This window comes from Pectinatus cerevisiiphilus (assembly GCF_004341685.1).
In the GTDB taxonomy this organism is placed as follows: Bacteria; Bacillota; Negativicutes; order Selenomonadales; family Selenomonadaceae; genus Pectinatus; species Pectinatus cerevisiiphilus.
Window position 1 is genome coordinate 84,947 of sequence record NZ_SMAA01000006.1, and the last position, 16,794, is coordinate 101,740.

At 41.3% G+C, this 16,794-nt stretch carries 14 protein-coding genes and 1 other annotated feature; of the genes, 12 read left to right on the forward strand and 2 right to left on the reverse strand.

Going from position 1 to position 16,794, the window contains the following annotated elements; genetic code table 11:
• Positions 1-29 precede the first annotated feature (29 nt).
• The gene (gene leuS, locus EDC37_RS05390; RefSeq protein ID WP_132548706.1) at positions 30-2,501 is read right to left on the reverse strand and encodes a leucine--tRNA ligase; all 2,472 of its coding nucleotides are present in this window, start codon (positions 2,499-2,501) and stop codon (positions 30-32) included.
• 44 nt (positions 2,502-2,545) lie between these two features.
• Positions 2,546-2,738: a binding site (T-box leader), on the reverse strand.
• 142 nt (positions 2,739-2,880) lie between these two features.
• Between leuS and EDC37_RS05395 the strand changes: the two genes are divergently transcribed.
• Genes EDC37_RS05395 through EDC37_RS05405 form a run of 3 tightly spaced genes read left to right on the forward strand, consistent with a single transcriptional unit; the run spans position 2,881 to position 8,299 of the window.
• On the forward strand, positions 2,881-6,297 hold the full coding sequence (locus tag EDC37_RS05395; RefSeq protein WP_132548708.1) for a DNA polymerase III subunit alpha: 3,417 nt from the start codon (positions 2,881-2,883) through the stop codon (positions 6,295-6,297).
• A 50-nt stretch (positions 6,298-6,347) separates the two neighbouring features.
• On the forward strand, positions 6,348-7,964 hold the full coding sequence (locus EDC37_RS05400) for an MBL fold metallo-hydrolase RNA specificity domain-containing protein (protein ID WP_132548710.1): 1,617 nt from the start codon (positions 6,348-6,350) through the stop codon (positions 7,962-7,964).
• Positions 7,965-7,975: 11 nt separating this feature from the next.
• Complete coding sequence (locus EDC37_RS05405) at positions 7,976-8,299, forward strand: DUF1292 domain-containing protein (RefSeq protein WP_132548712.1); 324 nt, start codon at positions 7,976-7,978, stop codon at positions 8,297-8,299.
• Between the two features lie 8 nt (positions 8,300-8,307).
• Here the strand turns inward: EDC37_RS05405 and EDC37_RS05410 are convergent, their stop codons facing one another.
• The gene (locus EDC37_RS05410; protein ID WP_165874464.1) at positions 8,308-9,564 is read right to left on the reverse strand and encodes a nucleotidyltransferase; all 1,257 of its coding nucleotides are present in this window, start codon (positions 9,562-9,564) and stop codon (positions 8,308-8,310) included.
• Between the two features lie 125 nt (positions 9,565-9,689).
• On the opposite strand from EDC37_RS05410, the gene EDC37_RS05415 reads away from it, so the two are divergent.
• From EDC37_RS05415 to EDC37_RS05455, 9 genes are all read left to right on the forward strand, one after another.
• Positions 9,690-10,190 (forward strand): YceD family protein, encoded by a 501-nt coding sequence (locus EDC37_RS05415; RefSeq protein WP_132548716.1) that lies wholly within the window; start codon positions 9,690-9,692, stop codon positions 10,188-10,190.
• 33 nt (positions 10,191-10,223) lie between these two features.
• Positions 10,224-10,400 (forward strand): 50S ribosomal protein L32, encoded by a 177-nt coding sequence (gene rpmF, locus EDC37_RS05420; protein ID WP_132548718.1) that lies wholly within the window; start codon positions 10,224-10,226, stop codon positions 10,398-10,400.
• A 297-nt stretch (positions 10,401-10,697) separates the two neighbouring features.
• Positions 10,698-11,723 carry a phosphate acyltransferase PlsX gene (gene plsX / locus EDC37_RS05425; protein ID WP_132548720.1) on the forward strand — a complete coding sequence of 342 codons (1,026 nt, stop codon included), beginning with the start codon at positions 10,698-10,700 and terminating at the stop codon, positions 11,721-11,723.
• A complete protein-coding gene (locus tag EDC37_RS05430; protein ID WP_132548722.1) occupies positions 11,707-12,708 on the forward strand; it encodes a beta-ketoacyl-ACP synthase III in 1,002 nt (333 codons plus the stop codon). The genes plsX and EDC37_RS05430 overlap by 17 nt, the downstream gene beginning before the upstream one ends.
• A gap of 1 nt (position 12,709) precedes the next feature.
• On the forward strand, positions 12,710-13,657 hold the full coding sequence (gene fabK / locus EDC37_RS05435) for an enoyl-[acyl-carrier-protein] reductase FabK (protein ID WP_132548724.1): 948 nt from the start codon (positions 12,710-12,712) through the stop codon (positions 13,655-13,657).
• A gap of 146 nt (positions 13,658-13,803) precedes the next feature.
• On the forward strand, positions 13,804-14,748 hold the full coding sequence (fabD, locus tag EDC37_RS05440) for an ACP S-malonyltransferase (protein WP_132548726.1): 945 nt from the start codon (positions 13,804-13,806) through the stop codon (positions 14,746-14,748).
• 1 nt (position 14,749) lies between these two features.
• Positions 14,750-15,493, forward strand: a complete 744-nt coding sequence (gene fabG / locus EDC37_RS05445; protein WP_132548728.1) for a 3-oxoacyl-[acyl-carrier-protein] reductase — start codon at positions 14,750-14,752, stop codon at positions 15,491-15,493.
• A 46-nt stretch (positions 15,494-15,539) separates the two neighbouring features.
• Positions 15,540-15,770: an acyl carrier protein gene (locus EDC37_RS05450; RefSeq protein WP_132548730.1), complete on the forward strand. Its 231-nt coding sequence runs from the start codon at positions 15,540-15,542 to the stop codon at positions 15,768-15,770.
• A 70-nt stretch (positions 15,771-15,840) separates the two neighbouring features.
• A complete protein-coding gene (locus EDC37_RS05455) occupies positions 15,841-16,785 on the forward strand; it encodes an NAD(P)H-dependent flavin oxidoreductase (RefSeq protein WP_132548732.1) in 945 nt (314 codons plus the stop codon).
• Positions 16,786-16,794 lie beyond the last annotated feature (9 nt).

Genomic DNA, 16,794 nt, shown 5'->3' on the forward strand with positions numbered 1-16,794 from the left:
GGGCAGTTTTTGTATAGGATGGTCTTATATTATTTTATAACGATGTTTACCAATTTTTGCGGCACACAAATTATTTTAATAATATTTTTGCCATTGGTAAGTTCTTTTATATGTGGTAATTCACTTGCCTGTTTCTTTAAGTCATCACGGCTGGTCTGGGAGGAAATCTTAAGCTTGTCACGTACTTTGCCATTTACTTGGACAACTATTTCGATTTCATCGGCGACGGTGGCACTATGGTCGCATTTTGGCCAAGCAGCTTTATGGATACTGCCGGTTTTACCAAGCTTATGCCAAAGTTCTTCTGTTATATGTGGTGAGAAAGGAGCCAGTAACAGTAAAAGATCAGTAGCCGTTTCATTGATCAGGCCGGCTTGCAAATGTTCATCCCTTGATGTATAAAAGGCATTGACCAGTTCCATGATAGAGCTTATGGCTGTATTGAAATTGGAGCGCGCTGCTATATCATCGGTAACCTTTTGTATTGTCAAATGAAGAACGCGGCGCAGTTCTTTTTCCTTGGCTGTCAGCAGAGAAACGTCAGTGGTTTTGTTTTCTTTTATTTCTTCGGCAAAATGGAGAATTATGCGCCAAACACGGTTTAAAAAGCGCCATGCACCTTCTACTCCCTGGTCACTCCATTCAAGGTCACGTTCCGGCGGAGCGGCAAAAAGAATAAACAGACGTGCCGTATCAGCACCGTATTTACCGATTATTTCTTCAGGCGAGACTACGTTGCCGAGGGACTTACTCATTTTGGAGCCGTCCTTGATGACCATGCCCTGTGTCAGGAGGTTTGTAAATGGTTCATCAAAATTTATTAAACCGGCATCTTTTAATACTTTAGTAAAGAATCTGGAATATAAAAGATGCAGGATAGCATGTTCTATGCCGCCGATATATTGATCAACGGGCAGCCAGCTGTCAACAATATCTTTGTCAAAAGGTGCTTTATCATTTTTGGCATCAGCATAGCGCATATAATACCAAGAGGAGCATATAAAGGTGTCCATTGTATCTGTTTCACGTTTAGCGGGACCGCCGCATTTTGGACAGGTACAGTTTACAAATGATTCACTATGCGCAAGCGGAGAAACGACACCAGGATCAAATTTTACATCTTTTGGCAATCTTACAGGCAAATCTTTTTCGGGAACAAGGACGGTGCCGCATTTTTCACAGTAAATGACAGGAATAGGTGCGCCCCAGTAACGCTGGCGAGAAATTAACCAGTCACGCAGGCGATAATTGATACGGCGCTTACCACATTTATTTTTTTCCAGCCAGTCGATCATAGCGGGGATTGCTTTACGGTTGTTCATTCCACTAAATTCGCCGGAATTTACTAGCACACCATCATCTACATAAGCATCTGTCATTGCGTCCAGTGTGAGCTTGCCTTCTTTATCTGTTATAACGATTTTTTTGTCAAGCCCATATTTGCCAGCGAACATCCAGTCACGGCTGTCATGTGTAGGGACGCCCATTACAGCGCCGGTTCCGTATTCAAACAGTACATAGTTGGCTATCCAGATCGGAATTTTTGCGCCGTTGAAAGGATTGATGGCATAGGCACCAGTGAACATGCCTTCTTTTTCGGATTTATCTGAGGTCCGTTCGATTTCACTTTGGTTATGTACACGCTTGATGAAGTCACGTATTTGTGCTTCGTCTGGGCGGCCTTTGATAAGCTTGTCGACAAGTGGATGTTCTGCAGCCAAAACCATGTAAGTTATGCCAAAGGCTGTGTCTGGGCGTGTAGTATATACTGTTACATTTTCCTTAAAGTTCGGAATGTTAAAGATGATTTCAGCACCTTCACTGCGGCCTATCCAGTTGTGCTGCATTGTTTTAACGCGATTTGGCCAGCCTGGCAGCTTGTCGAGGTCTTTGAGCAGGGTATCGGCATAATCAGTTATCTTGAGGAACCACTGGGCCAGGTCTTTTTTGATTACGGGTGAATCACAACGCCAGCAGCGTCCTTCGATGACCTGTTCATTGGCTAGAACTGTTTTACAGGAATCACACCAATTGGCAGTAGCTTTTTTCTTATAGGCTAGTCCTTTTTTGTAAAAGACTTCAAATAAGTACTGCGTCCAACGATAGTAATCGGGATGACAGGTTTGGACGAGTCTGTTCCAATCATAAGAAAGACCCATTTGTTTTTGTTGGCGAATCATGTTATCCATGTTGGCATAAGTCCAGTCAGCTGGTTTTACATTATGCTTAATGGCAGCATTTTCGGCGGGCATACCAAATGCGTCAAAGCCCATTGGATGAAGGACATTAAAACCTTGCATCCTCTTGAAACGCGCGATCACATCGCCGATCGAATAATTTCTTACATGTCCCATGTGCAGATTTCCCGAAGGGTAAGGGAACATTTCCAAGACATAGTATTTTTTTTGGCCAGGCACATTATTAATAGTAGTATAAATGCCATCTTTATCCCATTGTTCCTGCCATTTTTTTTCAAGTTCCTGAGGGCAATATTTCTCCATTGAGATTTCTCCTCCTTAAAATAAAAAAAGCCCCTGGCGTAAAAGCCAAGGACGATAATATCGCGGTACCACCCTGATTAGCAGCAATGCTGCCCACTCAAAGATATTAACGCTATCAACGCCGTTATGCGGAAGTCTCCGCAGCGAGTTCAAAACGGGTATATGCCGATTCACATCAACCACCGGCTTTCTGTAAAATATCCCCTAATTTTTACTATTCTGCATCATAAACTGTTAAAGTATTATTTTTTTAAACTGTTTTTTATTATACTGGCTGCTTTCCGTAAAGTCAAGATAAGTACGAAGGCGGTTTTCTAATGAGGGGGGATATGATAAAATGTTCATATAGAGAATAAAGGAATTAGAGGTAAAGGAGTAAATGCAGGAAATAAAAACACAGAATCAGTTTGTGCATTTGCATGTGCATACTGAATACAGCTTGCTGGACGGTGCAAACCGTATTGAAAAATTGGTGGAAAAGGCAAAAGCTTTGGGAATGCCTGCGATAGCGATAACGGATCACGGCAATATGTATGGAGCTGTAGAATTTTATAAGGCAGCTAAAGCCGCGGGTATTAAACCGATTATCGGCTGTGAGGTCTATGTGGCACCACGTGACCGCCATGAAAATTTTGAAGTAAACGGTGTGAGATATCACCATTTGATTTTGTTGGCAGAAAACGAAACGGGTTATAAAAATCTGGTCAAGCTTGTTTCTTTAGCTAATATTGAAGGTATGTATTATAAACCACGGGTGGATAAAGCCCTGCTGCATCAATACCACGAAGGGATAATTGCCCTGAGTGCTTGTATCGCTGGTGAAATACCGCATTCTATATTGTATGGGGAAATGGCTGATACAGAGAAAATATTAAATGAATATGTATCAATTTTTGGGAAAGAAAATTTTTTCCTTGAATTGCAGAACCATGGTCTTGAGGAAGAACGAAAAGTAAACAGTGTTCTCATTGAACTGGCAGAAAAACACGGGCTGGAGCTTATTGCCACCAATGATGCCCATTATTTGGAAAAAAGTGACAGTGAGTTTCATGATGTGCTTTTATGTATACAAATGGGAAAAATTTTGACAGACACTGATCGTATGAAATTTTCCAGTGATGAATATTATTTGAAGTCGGCGGAGGAAATGCAAGCTCTTTTTTCTGCGGTACCTTCAGCTATTACTAATTCTTTAAAAATTGCCGAACGCTGCAATGTTGAGTTTGAATTTGGCCATTTGCATTTACCTAATTTCCCTCTGCCGGAAGGTGTTACCGATAAGCAGTATTTGCGTGATTTATGCGAAAAAAACCTGCCGCTGCGGTATAAGGAGATAACAGATAAAGTACGGAAACGGCTGGAATATGAGCTGAGTATAATTAACCGGATGGGGTATGACAGTTATTTCCTGATTGTTTGGGATTTTATTAATTTTGCACGCAGTAGTAAGATTGTTGTCGGCCCTGGACGAGGTTCAGCCGCAGGAAGCATTGTAGCGTTTTTGTTGGGCATAACGGATATTGACCCGCTGGCCTATGATCTGCTGTTTGAAAGGTTTTTAAACCCAGAACGTGTGACGATGCCGGATATAGACATTGATTTTTGCTATATCAGAAGAGAAGAAGTTATCGAGTATGTTAAGCGCCGGTATGGAGAGGACCATGTCGCGCAGATAATCACTTTTGGTACGATGGCAGCACGCGGTGCTATACGCGATGTAGGCCGTGTCATGGATGTTCCTTATAATGATGTGGATAAAGTGGCGAAAATGGTACCGACGGAACTGGGAATGACTTTGGATAAGGCTTTAAAGGATTCCCGTGATCTGCGCCATATTTATGAAAATGACCCAATCATTCACCGCATGATTAATTTTGCCAGGGATATTGAAGGAATGCCTCGCCATTCTTCTACCCATGCTGCCGGTGTTGTGATAGCAAGGCATCCGTTGACAGATTATGTGCCTGTGCAGTTGTCGGAAGGAACGCTGGTAACACAATACGATAAAGATTATGTGGAACAGCTCGGCCTTTTGAAAATGGATTTTTTGGGACTGCGTACTTTGACGGTAATCAGTGATGCGGTAAAGAATATTAAGGAAAATACGGGAGTTAGTATCGATATAGGGAAAATACCATTAAATGATGAGGAAACAGCAAAAATGCTTTGCCGTGGTGAAACTTGCGGAGTATTTCAGATGGAATCATCGGGTATGACTACATTGGTTAAGGAACTGCAACCGGAAGGATTCGCTGACCTGATTCCACTTGTAGCCCTTTATCGGCCAGGGCCTTTGGGCAGTGGCATGGTAACAGACTTTATAAACGGGCGGCATGGCAAAAAAAAGGTTACTTATATGCATCCATTGCTCGAACCTATCTTGCGGGAAACTTTTGGTGTTGTCTTATATCAGGAACAGGTTATGCAGATAGTGCAGGTGCTGGCCGGTTTTACTTTGGGGCAGGCAGATATTTTACGCAGGGCAATGGGAAAGAAAAAGCACGATGTCCTGCTGGCGCAGAAAGAAAATTTTTTGCGTGGAACAGCCGCTAAAAATATAGATAAGAGTCTTGCTGAGAAAATATTTGATTTGCTGGTAAATTTTGCTGACTATGGTTTCAATAAATCACATAGTGCTGCTTATGCCCTTGTTGCCTACCAAACGGCATATTTAAAAGCGCATTATCCGCATGAATATATGGCAGCCATGCTGACCAGTTTTATGACAAATGCCGATAAGATTAAGAGTTATATAGAGCAGTGCCAGCATATAGGCATAAAAATATTGCCGCCGGATATAAATCTTTCGGGGGCGGCATTTACCGCTGATCCTAAGCGAAATGGAATAAGATTTGGCTTGGCGGCAATAAAAAATGTCGGTGGCACGGCAATGCATGACATTATTGAAATACGTAAAGAGGGGGGACCTTTTTCCTCAGTCATGGATTTTTGCTGTCGTGTTGATAACCGTGTACTCAATAAGCGTGTTCTGGAATATTTGATACGCGCAGGTGCTTTTGATTCATTCGGTAATAAACGCTCACAATTGCTCAATGTTATTGACCAGTTTGTAGAGACTGCCTTAATAAAAAGAAAAGATGCTGACAGTGGACAGTTGTCCTTATTCGGTGAAGCTTCACCGGAACAGGATGATATTGTTCTGCCAGATATACCTGAACTGCCTTTTATGGAACTACTCAATTCAGAAAAAGAAATAACGGGATTTTATATTACAGGCCATCCGCTTGATCTATACAGGGATAAATTGAAAAACATGAAATCCTTGGCTGAACTAGCGGAAGAAAATGTCAGGGACGGTTCTTATGTAAAATTTGCCGGCCTGATAGCCGGTGTAAAAAAGATGACAACACGCAAGGGTGACACCATGTGTGTATTGCAAGTTGAAGACTTCACACATACAGTAGAAGTTGTTGTTTTTCCCAATGTATTTTATGAATCAGTAAATATCATAATGCCGGAAGCCGCTGTTGTCGTGTCTGGTAAGGTTAATCTGCTCGATAATGGGTTTAAGGTAATTGCGGGTAAATTAATGGCGCTTGCTGATTATAAAGAAACTTTTTGGATACAAATAAATGCCATGCAGGAAAAACAGGATGTTTTGAAGGAATTAAAAGATATACTCATTAAGCACCATGGCCAGTATGTTGTTTGTTTTTATTTTATAACGAGCAATAAAAAAATAAAAGCACAGGAAAAATATTGGCTAGACGGCAGCAAGGAAGCGATTGAGCAGATTGAAGCACTGCTGGGCAAAAATTCGGTTAAGACCAATTAATAGCTTAGTTTTTGCTATTATTGGATAATATACTAAAAGGGGGAGTTCATATGAACTTACAATTTTTCGGTGCTGCGCATACTGTCACAGGTTCCTGTTACTTATTAGAAGTAAATAATAAGAACATAATGATTGATTGCGGAATGTTTCAGGGAGGGCGGCAGTTACGGGACTTGAACTACAAGCCGTTTTCTTTTGCTCCCAAGCAGATAGATGCGGTATTGCTGACACATGCCCATGTAGACCATTGCGGCCTTATTCCGAAGCTCTGCAAAGATGGTTTTAGCGGCAGTATCTATGCTACTAAAGCTACCTGTGATTTGGTGGGAATTATGCTGCCTGATAGTGCCCATATCCAGGAAAGTGATGCTGAGATAACAAATCGCAAAGGACTGCGTACAGGCAGAATACCGGTTGCCCCCTTGTATACAGTAGAAGATGCCCAGAAATCGTTGACACAGTTTGTGCCGTTGCAATATGGTGACAGGATAGACCTGACTCCGGAGGTAAGTGCGGTTTTTCGTGATGCCGGCCATATTTTAGGATCGTCTATCATTGAAGTGTATGTACATGAAACTGGGAAAAAACCTGTTAAGATTGTTTTTTCTGGTGATATTGGACAGCCTGATCAGCCAATAGTAAAAGATCCAGAATTTATAAGTGATGCAGATTGTTTGGTTATCGAGTCAACATATGGTGATAGGGTTCATCAGATTTATGATAAGGAAACCGCGTTGGCCGAGATAATTAACGACACAATGGATCGTGGCGGGAATTTGATTATTCCTGCTTTTGCAGTGGGGCGTACACAGACACTGCTTTATTACTTGTATCGTTTATGGAAGACGCACCGCATTGATGATATTCCTATTATTCTTGATAGCCCTTTGGCAATAGCAGCTACCAGAATTTTTGCAGAAAATATGAAAATTTTTGACGAAGAATCCATGGCAATACTACAGGAAAATGGCAGACTGCCAGCTATGCCGCAAATAAAAATTTGCAGAACGGCGGAAGAATCGAAAGCCTTGAACAGCAGTGAAGGTTCTGCTATAATTCTTTCTGCCAGTGGTATGTGTGATGCAGGGAGAATACTGCACCATTTAAAGCACAATCTTTGGCGTCCTGAATCAACGGTACTGTTTGTCGGTTATCAAGCGGAAGGTTCATTGGGGCGGCGCCTTATTGACGGAGTCAAAAGGGTGAAGATACTCGGTGAAGAAATTGCAGTACGTGCGCGTATAGCGCAATTAGACGGTTTTTCTGCGCATGCGGATTACAAGCAGATACTTGATTGGTTGGGACATGTAAATTTACAAGGCCCTAAACAAATATTTTTAGTGCACGGCGAATCAATGGCGATAAAATCACTTGCCGATAAAATTAAAGAGACCTATGAGTGCAACGTGTACGCACCGTTTTATGCCGATACTGCACATATTGATGCAAATAATTGTGAAATAGTGCCGGCGGATATTCCGCAGGTTGCAGTCGAAAAAGAAATGGAAGAATTCTTGCAGCTGCTTGATGCGGATTATAGACAGTGGCGTAAGAGATTGCTGCTGGCAGTTATTAGGGATCCGCAAATAATGGAAAGCGCAATAAGACAGGCAGAAAAAGGCTGGCGGTATGTAAAGCGTATGTTTAAGGATTTCGGCATAAATTAAAGGAGCAGAATATGAGTGATAATTATAAAGAACCAACAATAGAGTTTGATGAAGATAATATTATTGAGATGATTGATGAGGATGGAGAAACGCATTACTTTTATGAAGAAATGCAATTTGAAGCTGATGGCAATCGTTATGCTATTTTGAGCTTTTTTAACACAGATGAAAAGAATCCAACCAATGAAGAAGATGTTTTGAATGAAAACGAAACGACACTTGCTAAAATAGTAAAGGGAGAAGATGGCGAGGATGAATATCTGACGCCTACTGACGAAGAATTTACCACTGCTGTGGAAGCTTATGAGAAATTTGATGAAAGTGATTTTGAATAAAAAACAGGTTAAATAAGGCTGTCATCCCAATAAAAGGGAGAGGTGCAAAAATCTCTCCCGGCCGGCCTTATCTTATTGTAAGAAAGTGCATGCAGATCAGTAGCGAGAATATCGTAGAATAACATTTGCTGCAAAGCATCTCCTGTTTTTCGCCAAAATTGTTTTTGCGTAGTAAAATTAGTCGTTTTGAGTATAACCGGGAGCGAAGAAGTCGTTTTAAGTTTTTTTAGTATCTTTCTTCCGTTTCGATTGAAGGCAAGTACGCGGATATATGAGGGACCTTGGTGGTCAAAATTGTCGAGGACTGGCTTATTTAAATCCAGCAGGATGTGCAGCAGGCTGCGTTGTAATCTGCTGTAATGGTAATGTCTGCTTTTGATCGTATTGAGCAGGGCGGCAAGGTTGTCAGCCTGTCCGGCGGCCTGCAAAATCTTATACTCCAAGCCATTGTTGATGCCGTTAAAACTTCTGAGCCTATCTATGGAGAGTGACCTAAGCTTGAGTAATAAGCTGCGCGTAAGGTTTTCAGTAAAAGCTATGTCATTGGAACTTTTACATATACTTTGCATATAAAAATAGCAGTTAGCTGGGATGGCAGATGCTATCTTTTGTAAAGCTGTATTTCTTTGGCCTGCCCGGAGTAACTTTCTGATGGAAGATGCACTTGAAAAAAGACCAGTAAATGTACTATTATTATGAAGTGCTTTTTTCCTGTTTATGCTTATAGCAGAAAAATTTGCCTGTGCTCTTTCTATTGCTCTCAAATATTCGATAGCCAGTATTGTATTGGGAGCTTTCAAGGAAAAACCTGACTGTGGCATATGTTCAGCAAGGATTTCCTCCACTGCCGCTGCATAGGGAATTCCTGTCTTTATCTTTTCTCGCAGTATATTATGGTTTAATTGGTGGTTTAAAATATGTGCAGCTTCTTGCAAGGTGTCAAGGTTACTATTTTCACTGCCAAAGCAGAGCATATCTACACAGCCAAGGTTTTGCAATAGGGATATGGCACCATGTGCAAATCCTTCTGCACTTCTGACAGCAAAAACAGTTGGCAGCTCCAGTACGAGATCTACACCGCCAAGTACAGCTAAATGGGCGCGCTGCCATTTGTCAAAGACAGCCGCATCACCGCGCTGCATAAAGCTGCCACTCATTACGGCAATAAAGGCGGCATCCTGATATTTTTCCCTTATTGAATCCAGAAGGTATTTATGGCCATTATGGAATGGATTGAATTCAGCAATTACGGCAAATATTTTCATGTAATAACCTTTCGTAAACATATAATATTATCTATTATATGATGAAAGTATTCTTTATGCCAAAAAATAAAACTAATTTGACAAAATATATGGTGCCCGCTATAATAAGTTGAGGTTGTTGTCTTATGATGAAAATAAAATTATCCGATGTAAACAATGCTAGTGGTGGAAAATACAAATTTGCTTTTGTTATGCCTGCTGGCGAATTTGATTTTCCTACTGACAATTACCGTATTGATGGCACGATAAAAGTGAACGGTACAATTGAAAATACGGGTGCAGGTTATCACGTTGAAGGCAGTATAAATTGTCACAGGTGTTTTATCTGCGATCGTTGTCTGGAAAATGCAGCAGAGGATCAATTGCACACTTTTGATGAGGTTTACGAGACAGAGGATTCTACTGTACAGGACGCGGACGCAGTTGGCAGTGATTCAATTGATATTGCTGATTTGGTGCGCGATATTATCATTGCTGGACAGCCGATAAGTAATATTTGCAAGCCTGACTGTAAAGGCTTGTGTCCTAAGTGCGGCATAAATCTCAATAAAAGTGAATGCGACTGTGACCGTACAGTAATTGATGTACGGTTGGCAGTATTAAAAAATCTGCTGAAAAAAAATTAGCTTAGTATTGGGTCTTTTAAGGAGGTGTTTTTGATGGCAGTACCAAAGCGTAAGATGTCTAAAGCTCGCCGTGATAAGCGCCGTGCTAATTGGAAGCTGGAAGCTCCGGGTTTTGTAGCATGCCCGCAGTGCCATGAACCTAAAATGCCACATCATGTTTGTACAGAATGTGGTTATTATGATGGTAAAGAAGTAATTTCTGCGGAATAATAATTTCTATCGAGCAAGGTATAATGTTGACTATATCTTGCTCATTTTTTTATTTAAATATTTTACGGCTGGAATGTTTTTCAGCCTTTAAAAAATAAATGCTTTTAGTGATACAAAAATTGTGTTTTAAATATCTTTAATGTTTCTGCTTTAGAAGAAAAGCAAGGCCAATTTTAATAATGTACATTATGGATATTTTTAAGCTTTTACTTGATATTTTATTTTAAAGCCAGTATAATAACAAAACGAATGATTCAATCGATTATTATACTTTAACAAGCAATAGGGAGGCTGGACATGAGAATAGCGCTGGATGCAATGGGGGGAGATTATGCCCCTGAACAGATAGTTGCTGGTGCGATTGATGCTGCCCGAGAATTTGGCTGTGAAATAGTGCTTGTCGGAGATCAAGAGAAAATATATAGAGAATTAAATAAATACCCTGACTGGAACAAATTGAAAATTTCAGTACATCATGCTACTGAAGTTATTGAAATGGGTGAACATCCTGTCGCAGCAGTGCGAAAGAAGAAGGACTCTTCACTGGTAGTAGCAGCGCAGCTTGCCAAAAAAGGTGAGTGTGATGCTGTTATTTCAGCCGGCAGCACAGGTGCTGCTGTCACGTCAGCGCTTTTTACATTGGGACGTATTGCGGGAATTGATAGACCTACTATAGCTACACCTATTCCCACCGGCCATGGTGTTACACTTCTCATGGATTCTGGCGCAAATGTGGATAGTAAACCACGGCATCTCGTGCAAAGTGCACTTATGGGTTCAATTTACTCCGAATGTGTTTTCGGTATCAAAAAACCGCGCGTAGGTTTATTGAACATTGGGGAAGAAGCAACCAAGGGAAATGAACAGGTTTTGAACACATATCCTCTTCTTAATCAAATGCACACAATTAATTTTAAGGGCAATGCTGAAGGCAGGGATATCACGGGCGGTTCTTTTGACGTAGTGGTCTGTGATGGCTTTGTGGGCAATATAGTTTTGAAATTTGCCGAAGGCTTGGCAAAGACACTGCTGAAACTTATGCGGGAAGCTATAATGAAAGGTGGCTTACTGGCTAAGGTCGGTGCACTGCTTTTATCGCCTACTTTAAAGAAGTTTGCCCAGCAGATAGATTATGCTGAATATGGTGGAGCACCTTTGCTTGGCGTTGATGGATGCTATATAATAGCACATGGGAGTTCTAATGCAAAGGCAATAAAGAGCGCCATAGGTGTGGCTTGTGAATATGTCAAGCAGGACGTGGTAAGCCGCATACGAGAAAATATAGAGAAAGAGGAGATGCTGGCTGATGACAGGGAGAAATAGCGCCGGTATACTCGGTACGGGCTTTTGCCTGCCAGAGAAGAAGATGACTAATTTTGATCTTGAAAAAATAGTCAATACCAGTGATGACTGGATAGTAGGACGGACGGGAATACACGAACGGCGTATAGCACCAGAAGGAACAGCTACTTCAGATATAGCGTTTGGAGCAGCAAAAATGGCGCTAAAAGATGCCAATGTTAAACCGGAAGATCTTGATCTAATAATCGTGGCAACCATATCTTCAGACCGCATAATACCTTCTACTGCTTGTGTGCTGCAGGATATGCTTGGTGCCAGTCATGCAGGGGCTTTTGATCTGACGGCGGCTTGTTCGGGATTTATATACGCTTCATCCATTGCTGTCCAATTTATCGAATCAGGTGTATATAAAAAAATTCTGGTAATAGGTGCGGAAGCTTTATCAAGATTTGTTGACTGGCAGGATCGCAATACTTGTGTTATTTTTGGTGATGGTGCCGGTGCAGCAGTGTATGGGCAAGTAGACGATGGTTATGGTATGCTTTCTTTTGAACTTGGTTCTGACGGAAGCGGCGGTAATAGTCTCGACATTCCAGGCGGAGGAAGCCTGCATCCCGCGTCGCTGGATACGGTCAAAAACAGGCTGCATTATTTACATATGAACGGTAAGGAAGTTTTCCGTTTTTCTGTAAAGATTATGGGAGAAACAGTTTTAAATTCATTGAAAAAAGCAGGCATGCAGATAGAAGATATTGACTGGCTTGTTCCGCATCAGGCTAATATCCGTATTATCCAGACAGGGGCAAAACGCTTGCATTTATCAATGGACAAGGTCATTGTAAATATAGGTAAATACGGAAATACTTCTGCGGCATCTATTCCTATAGCACTGGCCGAAGCAGCTCATAATAAAACTTTTAAAAGAGGCGATATATTAGCTTTTTCTGGATTTGGTGCAGGGCTTACATGGGCATCGTGCATCATGAAATGGGCTAAGGAGGAATAGTATGTTTGAAAAAAATAAATTATGTAAATTACTCAATATACAATATCCGATATTTCAAGGCGGCATGGCATGGATAGGGACTGCTGAACTTGCTTCTGCTGTTTCTAATGCCGGCGGACTGGGAATTATAGGAGCAGGACATATGCCTCCGGATATGCTTCGCACGGAAATACAAAAAACCAAAAAATGGACGAAGAAACCTTTTGGTGTAAATATTATGTTAATGTCACCGTTTGTAAAAGAAGTCATGCAGGTCGTTTTAGAAGAACGTGTCCCTGTTATTACAACCGGTGCGGGTAATCCAGGAGAATATATTCCGGCGATGAAGGAAATTGGCAGTAAGGTTATTCCTGTTGTCGCTTCTGTAGCATTGGCGAAAAGACTTGTGCGGACAGGTGTCGATGCAGTCATTGCAGAAGGCCTTGAAAGCAGAGGGCATATAGGGGAAATAACGACTATGTCCTTAGTACCACAGATAGTTGATGCTGTAGATGTCCCTGTTATAGCAGCCGGTGGTATAGGCGATGCAAGGGGCGTTTTGGCAGCTTTTGCTTTAGGTGCTGTCGGTGTCCAGATGGGAACGCGATTTGTTTTGTCGGATGAATGTATTGCCCACGAAAATTATAAAAAATTAGTTTTAAAAGCCAGAGATAGATCCACCGTGGTTACGGGTAGATCGACAGGCCACCCTGTACGTGTCTTGGCAAATAAATTGACAAGAAAATTTGAAGAACTGGAAAAAGCTGGTACGGCTCCAGAAGAATTGGAAAAGCTTGGTGCTGGAAAACTCAACCTGGCTACGCATAAAGGTGACGTGGTAAATGGTTCAGTTATGATCGGCCAAATCAGCGGTATGTTAAATGAAATAAAACCGGTTAAACAAATTATTACAGATATAGTTTCACAGATAGATGGTGAACTTAATAGAATTGAAAATAGTTGCAAATAGATATTTATTGGCATTATTAATAGATAAGATTTGAACGTTGTGTATTTTTCCCATTATATTTAAAAGAGGAAAAAGCGGGATAATCGTAAGATAAATTATTACTTATATAAATATTTTAGTAAGATGATGAAGGGACGTCGTTCTTTATGAATAAACTTGCATTTATTTTTCCAGGACAGGGTTCGCAGTCAGTAGGCATGGGAAAAGATTTCTTTGAACACTATGATGTAGCTAAAAAGATGTTTAAAGAAGCTGATGACGCATTAGGTTACTCGATAAAAGATATGTGCTTTAATGGACCGGCGGAAGATTTGAAACTTACAGCCAATACCCAGCCTGCCATCTTAACAGTAAGTGCTATTGCCGCAGCTGTTCTTCGTGAACATGGAATTGAACCGGAAATAGTCGGCGGGCACAGTTTAGGAGAGTATTCGGCACTTGTCGCTGCCGGGGCTTTAGATTTTGCTGATGCGGTGTACCTTGTCAACAGACGTGGCAGTTTCATGCAAAAGGCTGTTCCTGTAGGGGAAGGCGGCATGGCTGCAATTATAGGGCTTGATAGAAATATTATTATTGAAGTATGTGATAAAATCAGCCAGAAAGGTTCTTCTGTGCAGGCTGTCAACTTTAACTGCCCAGGGCAAGTAGTTGTAGCAGGTACTACAGCAGGGGTAAATATTGCGGTAGAAGAATTAAAAAAAGCTGGTGCGAAGAAATGCGTACTGTTGCCTGTAAGTGCTCCTTTTCATAGCAGGCTTATGGAACCAGTCACAGCACAGCTTTCTGCTGAACTTGATAAAATCACGATAAAAGACGCGCGTATACCTGTTACGGCTAATGTGACGGGTGAAACGATGAGTAAAGCTGCTGATATAAAGAAAAACCTCGTAAAACAGGCAGCTAGCCCTGTAAAATGGGAAGATTGTATAGGCACCATGAAGCAATTTGGTGCTGATGTTTATATAGAAGTCGGCCCAGGAAAAGTTTTGTGTGGTTTCAACAAACGTATAGACAGAGCGTTGACTTCTTTGAATGTGGAAAATATGCCTTCTTTACAAAAAACGCTTGATTATTTGCAGGAGGTTCGCTAAAATGCTGTTAGAAGGTAAGGTTGCTTTAGTTACAGGTGCTTCGCGCGGTATTGGCCGTGCTATTGCGTTGTCTTTAGCAGCAGAAGGAGCTTCTGTTGCTATAAATTATGCGGGTAATGTTAAAGCTGCCGAAGAAGTAAAAAAACAGATAGTAGATAATGGCGGTAAGGCTATTATTATCCAAGCGGATGTTTCTGATGCCGAAGCCGTTGAAAATATGATCAACACAGTAATCACCACATATGGTACTATCGATATATTAATCAATAATGCAGGCATCACACGTGATACGCTGTTCGCCAGAATGAAACAGCAGGATTGGAATGCCGTTATAGATACGAATTTGACAGGTGTATATAACTGCACTAAAATGGTTGCAAAGCTTATGATGAAAAAGCGTGCAGGGAAAATAATCAATATGGCTTCTGTCGTGGGTTTGACCGGAAATATCGGCCAGGCTAATTACGCAGCGGCAAAAGCAGGAGTTATAGGTTTAACAAAATCACTTGCACGTGAACTGGCGGCACGCGGTATCACGGTTAACGCTGTGGCTCCAGGATTCATTTCTACTGATATGACTTCAGTCATTCCAGAAAAAGCAAAAGAAAATATCCTGCATGGTATCCCGTTAGGGAAAATGGGCAGTCCTGAAGATGTCGCAAATACAGTGCTGTTTTTGGTTTCTGATGGAGCCGCTTACATAACTGGACAGGTCATAAACGTTGACGGCGGTGTGGTGATGTAATATTGGCATTTATTGAGTTTATTATAGGGGAGGAGGTGAACAACATATGTCGACATTCGAAAAAGTTAGAGATATTGTTGTAGAACAATTGGGTGTAGAAGCAGATGAGGTCAAAATTGATTCCACTTTTATTGACGATTTAGGAGCTGACTCACTGGATATTGTTGAATTGATCATGGCTTTTGAAGAAGAATTTGGTATTGAAATTCCAGATGAAGCTGCTGAAAAAATCAAGACGGTTCAAGATGTTGTAACCTATATAGACCAGAACAAATAAGACTCTTAGTCGGTTTAGAGGGCGATCGCCTTCTAAGCCGATAAAAGCGGAAGTGATAGGAGGAGTTATTTTGAAACTTCCGGAGCTGAAGATTGGCGATAAAATCGCAAAAGTACCGATCGTTCAGGGAGGTATGGCAATAAGATTGTCAACAGCCCGTCTTGCTGCGGCAGTGGCAAATGAAGGCGGTATAGGTTTGATCGCTGCGTCCGGTATGACAAATGACGAATTGAGATATGAAATTCGCTTGGCCCGTTCTTTGACATCTGGGATTATTGGTATCAATATAATGGTAGCTGCTAAAAAATTTAGCGAATTAATGAAGACTGCTATTAAGGAAGGTATAGATCTGGTAGTTGCGGGAGCAGGTTTTTCTCGTGATATGTTTGGGATAGGCAGAGAATCAGGAACGCCTATCGTACCAATTGTATCTTCTGCTAAACTGGCGAAAATTTCCCAACATCTTGGCGCAGCTGCTGTAGTAGTGGAAGGCACGGAAGCAGGCGGACATTTAGGGACAAATATTTCCATAAAAACATTAATCCCAGAAGTCCGTAATGCGGTCAGCTTACCTGTTATTGCGGCAGGTGGTATATTAACCGGTCAGGATATTGTTGATTTTATAAAAATGGGCGCCAACGGTGTCCAAATGGGGTCTAGATTTGCTGCAAGCGAAGAATCAAATGCAGCACCTGCTTTAAAAGATTTTTATTTGAAGGCTAATCCTAAAGATATAGTTGTGATACAGAGTCCGGTAGGGCTTCCGGGTCGTGCCGTACGCAATCCGTTTTCAGAAAGAATAATGCAGGGACCGGTTCCGATTGAACATTGTGACAATTGTCTAAAAAATTGTAAACATAATTTCTGTATTATAAAAGCTTTAGAAAGAGCCCAACAGGGTGATGTTGAGACCGGATTGGTTTTTGCTGGTGAATATATTCATAAAATAAAAGAAATATTGCCAGTCAAGGAAATATTTGCGCGGCTGAAACAACAAGCTGCCGAAGCAAATTAAGGCGAGGTG

What these genes read in the sequence shown, in the direction of transcription:
- leuS (WP_132548706.1), bottom strand. Translation starts at nt 2,501, where the DNA reads ATGGAGAAATATTGCCCTCAGGAACTTGAAAAAAAATGGCAGGAACAA.
- EDC37_RS05395 (WP_132548708.1), top strand. Translation starts at nt 2,881, where the DNA reads ATGCAGGAAATAAAAACACAGAATCAGTTTGTGCATTTGCATGTGCAT.
- EDC37_RS05400 (WP_132548710.1), top strand. Translation starts at nt 6,348, where the DNA reads ATGAACTTACAATTTTTCGGTGCTGCGCATACTGTCACAGGTTCCTGT.
- EDC37_RS05405 (WP_132548712.1), top strand. Translation starts at nt 7,976, where the DNA reads ATGAGTGATAATTATAAAGAACCAACAATAGAGTTTGATGAAGATAAT.
- EDC37_RS05410 (WP_165874464.1), bottom strand. Translation starts at nt 9,564, where the DNA reads ATGAAAATATTTGCCGTAATTGCTGAATTCAATCCATTCCATAATGGC.
- EDC37_RS05415 (WP_132548716.1), top strand. Translation starts at nt 9,690, where the DNA reads ATGATGAAAATAAAATTATCCGATGTAAACAATGCTAGTGGTGGAAAA.
- rpmF (WP_132548718.1), top strand. Translation starts at nt 10,224, where the DNA reads ATGGCAGTACCAAAGCGTAAGATGTCTAAAGCTCGCCGTGATAAGCGC.
- plsX (WP_132548720.1), top strand. Translation starts at nt 10,698, where the DNA reads ATGAGAATAGCGCTGGATGCAATGGGGGGAGATTATGCCCCTGAACAG.
- EDC37_RS05430 (WP_132548722.1), top strand. Translation starts at nt 11,707, where the DNA reads ATGACAGGGAGAAATAGCGCCGGTATACTCGGTACGGGCTTTTGCCTG.
- fabK (WP_132548724.1), top strand. Translation starts at nt 12,710, where the DNA reads ATGTTTGAAAAAAATAAATTATGTAAATTACTCAATATACAATATCCG.
- fabD (WP_132548726.1), top strand. Translation starts at nt 13,804, where the DNA reads ATGAATAAACTTGCATTTATTTTTCCAGGACAGGGTTCGCAGTCAGTA.
- fabG (WP_132548728.1), top strand. Translation starts at nt 14,750, where the DNA reads ATGCTGTTAGAAGGTAAGGTTGCTTTAGTTACAGGTGCTTCGCGCGGT.
- EDC37_RS05450 (WP_132548730.1), top strand. Translation starts at nt 15,540, where the DNA reads ATGTCGACATTCGAAAAAGTTAGAGATATTGTTGTAGAACAATTGGGT.